Annotated in this window: 6 protein-coding genes and 1 pseudogene; all 7 read left to right on the plus strand. The window is 69.3% G+C overall.

What is annotated here, in order from left to right:
* The first annotated feature begins 10 nt into the window (after positions 1–10).
* The 7 genes and pseudogenes from thrC to KUM40_RS39840 all read left to right on the plus strand — a co-directional run bounded on the left by thrC (position 11) and on the right by KUM40_RS39840 (position 6,310).
* Positions 11–1,342, plus strand: a complete 1,332-nt coding sequence (gene thrC, locus KUM40_RS39810; protein WP_254396399.1) for a threonine synthase — start codon at positions 11–13, stop codon at positions 1,340–1,342.
* Positions 1,339–1,614 (plus strand): MoaD/ThiS family protein, encoded by a 276-nt coding sequence (locus KUM40_RS39815; protein WP_217171277.1) that lies wholly within the window; start codon positions 1,339–1,341, stop codon positions 1,612–1,614. The genes thrC and KUM40_RS39815 overlap by 4 nt, the downstream gene beginning before the upstream one ends.
* Positions 1,615–2,030: 416 nt before the next feature.
* A complete protein-coding gene (locus KUM40_RS39820; protein WP_004929928.1) occupies positions 2,031–2,234 on the plus strand; it encodes a cold-shock protein in 204 nt (67 codons plus the stop codon).
* A 336-nt stretch (positions 2,235–2,570) separates the two neighbouring features.
* Positions 2,571–4,199, plus strand: a complete 1,629-nt coding sequence (groL, locus tag KUM40_RS39825; RefSeq protein WP_217171278.1) for a chaperonin GroEL — start codon at positions 2,571–2,573, stop codon at positions 4,197–4,199.
* 253 nt (positions 4,200–4,452) lie between these two features.
* A complete protein-coding gene (locus KUM40_RS39830) occupies positions 4,453–5,583 on the plus strand; it encodes an NADH:flavin oxidoreductase (RefSeq protein WP_217171279.1) in 1,131 nt (376 codons plus the stop codon).
* Between the two features lie 188 nt (positions 5,584–5,771).
* A pseudogene (locus tag KUM40_RS39835) lies at positions 5,772–5,969 on the plus strand (hypothetical protein); the annotation flags it as partial.
* A complete protein-coding gene (locus tag KUM40_RS39840; RefSeq protein ID WP_217171280.1) occupies positions 5,969–6,310 on the plus strand; it encodes a hypothetical protein in 342 nt (113 codons plus the stop codon). The pseudogene KUM40_RS39835 and the gene KUM40_RS39840, both read left to right, overlap by 1 nt.
* Positions 6,311–6,482 lie beyond the last annotated feature (172 nt).

Raw genomic sequence — 6,482 nt, forward strand, 5'->3', positions numbered from 1 at the left:
CCTCGCCTCCATGGCTGTGCAGACTGCCGAAAGCACCACGAACTCCGCGAACCCCTCGAACACCGCGACCTCCGCGAACGCCTCGGGTTCCGCCGTCGACCTCGGCCCCGCCGCCGCGCTGAGCTGCCGGGAATGCGGCCACAAGGTACCGCTCGGACCGGTCTTCGCCTGCGAGGAGTGTTTCGGCCCCCTCGAGATCGCCTACGACTTCTCGGCCCACGACACCGAGGAACTGCGGGCGCGGATCGAAGCGGGCCCCGCCAACATCTGGCGCTACGCCCCGCTGCTGCCCGTCCCCGCCGACGTGGCCGACAAGCCGAACATCAACCCCGGCTGGACCAAGCTCGTCAAGGCCGACAACCTGGGGCGCGAGCTGGGCGTCGAGTCCGGCAAGCTGTTCGTGAAGGACGACTCCGGCAATCCGACGCACTCCTTCAAGGACCGCGTCGTCGCCCAGGCCATCGAGGCCGCCCGCGCCTTCGGCTTCACCACCCTCTCCTGCTCCTCCACCGGCAACCTCGCGGGTGCCGTCGGCGCCGCCGCCGCCCGCGCCGGCTTCCGCTCCTGCGTGTTCATCCCGCACGACCTGGAGCAGGGCAAGGTCGTCATGGCCGCCGTCTACGGCGGTGAGCTGGTCGGCATCGAGGGCAACTACGACGACGTGAACCGCTTCTGCTCCGAACTGATCGGCGACCCGGCCGGCGAGGGCTGGGGCTTCGTCAACGTCAACCTGCGCCCCTACTACGCCGAGGGTTCCAAGACCCTCGCCTACGAGATCTGCGAGCAGCTCGGCTGGCGGCTGCCCGACCAGATCGTGGTCCCGATCGCCTCCGGCTCCCAGCTCACGAAGATCGACAAGGGGCTGAAGGAGCTGATCGGTCTCGGCCTCGTCGAGGACAGGCCGTACAAGATCTTCGGTGCGCAGGCCGAGGGCTGTTCGCCGGTCTCCACGGCGTACAAGGCCGGGCACGACGTGGTCCGCCCGCAGAAGCCGGACACCATCGCCAAGTCGCTGGCCATCGGCAACCCGGCCGACGGCCCCTACGTCCTCGACATCGCCCGCCGCACCGGCGGTGCCGTCGAGGACGTGACCGACGAGCAGGTCGTGGATGCGATCAAGCTGCTCGCCCGTACCGAGGGCATCTTCGCGGAGACGGCGGGCGGTGTGACGGTCGGCGTGACGAAGAAGCTGATCGAGAGCGGTGTCCTCGACCCGTCGCTGACCACCGTCGTCCTCAACACCGGCGACGGCCTGAAGACCCTCGACGCGGTGGCCGGCACCGGCCTGACCGCCACCATCCGCCCGAACCTGGACTCCTTCCGAGAGGCTGGCCTCGCATGAGCGTGACCGTTCGCATCCCGACCATCCTGCGCACCTACACCGGCGGCAAGGCCGAGGTCAGCGCCGACGGCGCCAATCTCGGTGAGATCATCTCCGACCTGGAGAAGAACCACACCGGCATCGCCGCCCGCGTCCTGGACGACCAGGGCAAGCTGCGCCGCTTCGTCAACGTCTACGTCAACGACGACGACGTCCGCTTCGAGCAGGGCCTTCAGACCGCGACTCCGGACGGCGCCGGCGTGTCCATCATTCCGGCGGTCGCCGGCGGCTGACATCCGCCGACACACCTCGTAGCGCGTATTGCCCTCTCCGTAAGAGAAACGGAGGGGGCAATTCCATGTGGTTGAGCGCGGTAGAGTTGGGGAACGCGCTCCCGATCGCTAGGTCGGGGACCCTGGATTCCTGCCGCTCGCCCGACAAGAAGTAGCCAAAGTGTGGGTGCATTCTGCGGCTTTTGTTCCCTTTGCGTGCCACGACTTGACCTGAATTCAGGCGAACTCTCGCCACATTCCGGACCGGGTACGTCCAGATTTCTCGTCCGATTGACCTGTTGCAGACGGCAGTTGGACAGATACATTCAGCGGCGGTCGACGCGTTCCGGCGCACGCCCCCAGTCGTGGGGGGTGAGGTCTGACCCGGGTTCGCGAAGTGCGGATCTGTGCAAGGGCCAGTAATAGGGGAGTTAGGCATGGCTCAGGGCACCGTCAAGTGGTTCAACGCGGAGAAGGGGTACGGCTTCATCGCGGTCGACGGTGGTGCGGATGTTTTCGTCCACTACAGCGCGATTCAGATGGACGGCTACCGCACCCTCGAAGAAGGCCAGCGGGTCGAGTTCGAGATCTCGCAGGGTCAGAAGGGCCCGCAGGCCGACATGGTTCGCCTCAGCGCCTGAGACGTTCGGCCACTGCAAGTAAACGGTTCTTCTCCGAAGGGCCCGCACCTCCCTCCAGGGGGCGGTGCGGGCCCTTCGGTCTGCCCGGGGCTTGCGCGAGGTCTGCCCGAGACCTGCCCGGAACCAGGCGCCGATCCACGAGAGGCGCTTGCACTCGACCATGCCGAGTGCTAATCATTGGCGTTAGCACTCTGAAGGTGAGAGTGACAACGAAGGACCGGGTCGGTGAGGCCCGCAGGCCGGGTGGGGAAGGAACCGCACGGCAGGCGAGCCGTCCGTCGCGGGCGCGGGCGCGGTCCGAAGGAATCACCCCCAGTCCTGGAGGGACCACTTCACATGGCCAAGATCATCGCGTTCGACGAGGAGGCGCGGCGCGGCCTCGAGCGCGGCATGAACCAGCTCGCGGACGCCGTCAAGGTGACGCTCGGCCCCAAGGGCCGCAACGTCGTCCTCGAGAAGAAGTGGGGCGCCCCCACGATCACCAACGATGGTGTCTCCATCGCCAAGGAGATCGAGCTCGAGGACCCGTACGAGAAGATCGGCGCCGAGCTGGTCAAGGAAGTCGCCAAGAAGACGGACGACGTCGCCGGTGACGGTACGACCACCGCGACCGTTCTCGCCCAGGCCCTGGTCAAGGAAGGCCTGCGCAACGTCGCGGCCGGCGCCAACCCCATGGCCCTCAAGCGCGGCATCGAGAAGGCCACCGAGGCCGTCTCCGCCGCCCTGCTCGAGCAGGCGAAGGACGTCGAGACCAAGGAGCAGATCGCCTCCACGGCCTCCATCTCCGCCGCCGACACCCAGATCGGCGAGCTCATCGCCGAGGCCATGGACAAGGTCGGCAAGGAAGGCGTCATCACCGTCGAGGAGTCCCAGACCTTCGGTCTGGAGCTCGAGCTCACCGAGGGTATGCGCTTCGACAAGGGCTACATCTCGGCGTACTTCGCCACCGACATGGAGCGTATGGAGGCGTCGCTCGACGACCCGTACATCCTGATCGCCAACTCCAAGATCGGCAACGTCAAGGACCTGCTGCCGCTCCTGGAGAAGGTCATGCAGTCGGGCAAGCCGCTGCTGATCATCGCCGAGGACGTCGAGGGCGAGGCCCTGTCGACCCTGGTCGTCAACAAGATCCGCGGCACCTTCAAGTCCGTCGCCGTCAAGGCCCCGGGCTTCGGCGACCGCCGCAAGGCCATGCTCGGCGACATCGCCATCCTCACGGGCGGCGAGGTCATCTCCGAGGAGGTCGGCCTCAAGCTGGAGAACGCGTCCCTGGACCTCCTGGGCAGCGCCCGCAAGGTCGTCATCACCAAGGACGAGACCACGATCGTGGACGGCGCCGGCTCGGCCGACCAGGTCCAGGGCCGGGTCAACCAGATCCGCGCCGAGATCGAGAACAGCGACTCGGACTACGACCGCGAGAAGCTCCAGGAGCGCCTGGCGAAGCTGGCCGGCGGCGTGGCCGTCATCAAGGCCGGTGCCGCCACCGAGGTCGAGCTCAAGGAGCGCAAGCACCGCATCGAGGACGCCGTTCGCAACGCGAAGGCGGCCGTCGAGGAGGGCATCGTCGCCGGTGGTGGCGTGGCCCTGCTCCAGGCCTCCCAGGTCTTCGAGAAGCTGGAGCTGACGGGTGACGAGGCGACCGGCGCCAACGCCGTGAAGCTCGCCCTGGAGGCCCCGCTGAAGCAGATCGCCGTCAACGGTGGTCTCGAGGGCGGCGTGGTTGTGGAGAAGGTCCGCAACCTGACCGTCGGCCACGGCCTGAACGCCGCGTCCGGTGAGTACGTCGACATGATCGCCGAAGGCATCATCGACCCGGCGAAGGTGACCCGTTCCGCTCTGCAGAACGCCGCCTCCATCGCCGCGCTGTTCCTCACCACCGAGGCCGTCATCGCCGACAAGCCGGAGAAGGCCGCCGCCGGCGGCGGTGCTCCGGGCGGCATGCCGGGCGGTGACATGGACTTCTGATCGACCGGTTCCGGTTGATCGACCGTCCTGCACGGACCGAGGGCGGCACTCCCCGAAACGGGGGTGCCGCCCTCGGGCGTTTCCGCGTTCCGCGTTTCGCGTTTCCGCGTTTCCGCGCGTCCTGGATGTGGCCCGGGTCATACGGGATCGGCGGCAGGGGGCGGAATGGTCCGGCCGGGCGACGTGGTTCACGCAGAGGTGCGATGTATGCGCGCGCACATACCGACCGGTACCCACCTCAAGGAGCCCCCACGTGACCGTCACCACCGACGAGGCCGCCTCCCGCACCGCCCAGCTCCTCGCCCGCCCGGCCACCATCAACGGCCTCACCGTGCCCAACCGCATCGCGATGGCGCCGATGACCAGGATGTTCTCCCCGGGCGGCGTCCCCGGTGAGGACGTGGTGTCGTACTACGCGCGCCGCGCCGCCGCCGGGGTCGGACTGATCGTCACCGAGGGCACCTACGTGGGCCACGCCTCCGCCGGGCAGAGCGACCGCGTCCCGCGCTTCCACGGCGAGGAGCAGCTCGCCGGGTGGGCGAAGGTCGCCGAGGCGGTGCACGCGGCGGGCGGCACGATCGTGCCCCAGCTCTGGCACGTCGGCATGGTCCGCAAGGCCGGCGAGGCCCCCTTCCCGGACGCGCCCGCCGTCGGCCCGTCCGGCCTGCGCATCGGCGAGGACGAGCCCACCGGCCGAGCGATGACCCAGCGCGACCTGGACGACGTCATCGGCGCCTTCGCCGAGGCCGCCGCGGCCGCCGAACGCATCGGCTTCGACGGCGTGGAGATCCACGGCGCCCACGGCTACCTCGTCGACCAGTTCCTGTGGTCCGGCACCAACCGCCGCACCGACGCCTACGGCGGCGACCCCGTGGCCCGCACCCGGTTCGCCGCCGAGATCGTGGCCGCCGTACGCGAGACGGTCTCCCCCGACTTCCCCGTGATCTTCCGGTACTCCCAGTGGAAGCAGGAGGCCTACGACGTGCGCCTCGCCGAGACCCCGGAGGAGCTGGAAGCCATCCTCGCCCCGCTCGCCTCGGCCGGCGTCGACGCCTTCCACGCCTCCACCCGCCGCTACTGGCGCCCCGAGTTCGACGACTCCGACCTCAACCTCGCTGGCTGGACCAAGAAGCTCACCGGCAGGCCCGCCATCACCGTCGGCTCGGTCGGCCTCGACGGCGTCTTCAACCCGGCCGCCCGGGGCGAGGGCGCGCCCGTGGGCAGCCTCGACAACCTCCTGGACCGCCTGGAGCGCGACGAGTTCGACCTCGTCGCCGTCGGCCGCGCGCTGCTCCACGACCCGCAGTGGGCCGAGAAGGTCCTCACCGGCCGCTTCGACGCGCTCGCCCCGTACGACGCGGCATCGCTGAAGACCCTGAACTGAGCGGGCAGGCTCTGGGCCGAGCGGTGTGCGCACCGCGGCGTAGGGTCCGTGAGATGACGATCCCTGGACCCGTGGAGTCAGTGGAACCCGTGGTGCGCACCGCCCGCGGCGCGGTGCGCGGCCGCGCCGAGGACGGCCCGACCGTCTTCCGCGGCATCCCGTTCGCCGAACCCCCGGTGGGGGGCGCCCGGGAACGCGTCCAGACCGACTGGCTGTTCGCCATGCCGTCCCTGCACCTGGCCGAGGCCCATGTCACGGGCGGCGGCCGGGCCCACGTCTACGAACTGATCTGGCCCGCCCCGGCCGACGCGCCGTACCCGGAGGAGACCTCCCGACGGCTCTGGGAGGGTTACGAGTTCGCGCCGCTGCCGTTGGTGGGAGCGTGATGCGGGGCCCCCTGGTGGGCCTGTTCGTCGTGCCGGTCGTCGTCGGCGTGTACCTCATCGGCGAGGCGGCGACCGCCGACGACACGCCGCAGTGCGACGGCATCATCGTGGAGTACGGAGACTCGGAACGCTCCGGCCCCATGAAGCCGGGGCAGAACTGCAACCTGTACGACTTCACCGACAGCAGGTCGGCGGGCACCCGGACGTACGACCAGCAGAAGAAGGCCCAGGACGAAGAAGCGACGAGCGACTACTGGACCGGCGGCTGGTGGCTGGCGTACGGCGTTGTCGGCCTGGCCGTGGTCACCACGCGCCGCGACCCGAAACGCCGCCGCTCCTGAGGCACAGGTCTTGGCGTCGCCCCAGGCATCCCCGACTTCCAGGTGGCCGTGGGGCCGCCCGCTTCTTGGCCAGTGTCGTGCTTCCACGACCCGAGTAAAGGGCGCTCCCTGCGGTCGCGTCGGCTCCGCCGATGGGCCTGCGGCCCACCCTTGACTCGGCTCGCTCCAGCAC

Origin of the sequence: Streptomyces sp. AC512_CC834, from assembly GCF_019049325.1 — a bacterium.
Lineage (GTDB): Bacteria > Actinomycetota > Actinomycetes > Streptomycetales > Streptomycetaceae > Streptomyces.

Coding starts and splice junctions, on each gene's coding strand:
- KUM40_RS39820 (WP_004929928.1), top strand. CDS start 2,031: ATGGCTCAGGGCACCGTCAAGTGGTTCAACGCGGAGAAGGGGTACGGC.
- groL (WP_217171278.1), top strand. CDS start 2,571: ATGGCCAAGATCATCGCGTTCGACGAGGAGGCGCGGCGCGGCCTCGAG.
- KUM40_RS39840 (WP_217171280.1), top strand. CDS start 5,969: ATGCGGGGCCCCCTGGTGGGCCTGTTCGTCGTGCCGGTCGTCGTCGGC.
- KUM40_RS39815 (WP_217171277.1), top strand. CDS start 1,339: ATGAGCGTGACCGTTCGCATCCCGACCATCCTGCGCACCTACACCGGC.
- thrC (WP_254396399.1), top strand. CDS start 11: ATGGCTGTGCAGACTGCCGAAAGCACCACGAACTCCGCGAACCCCTCG.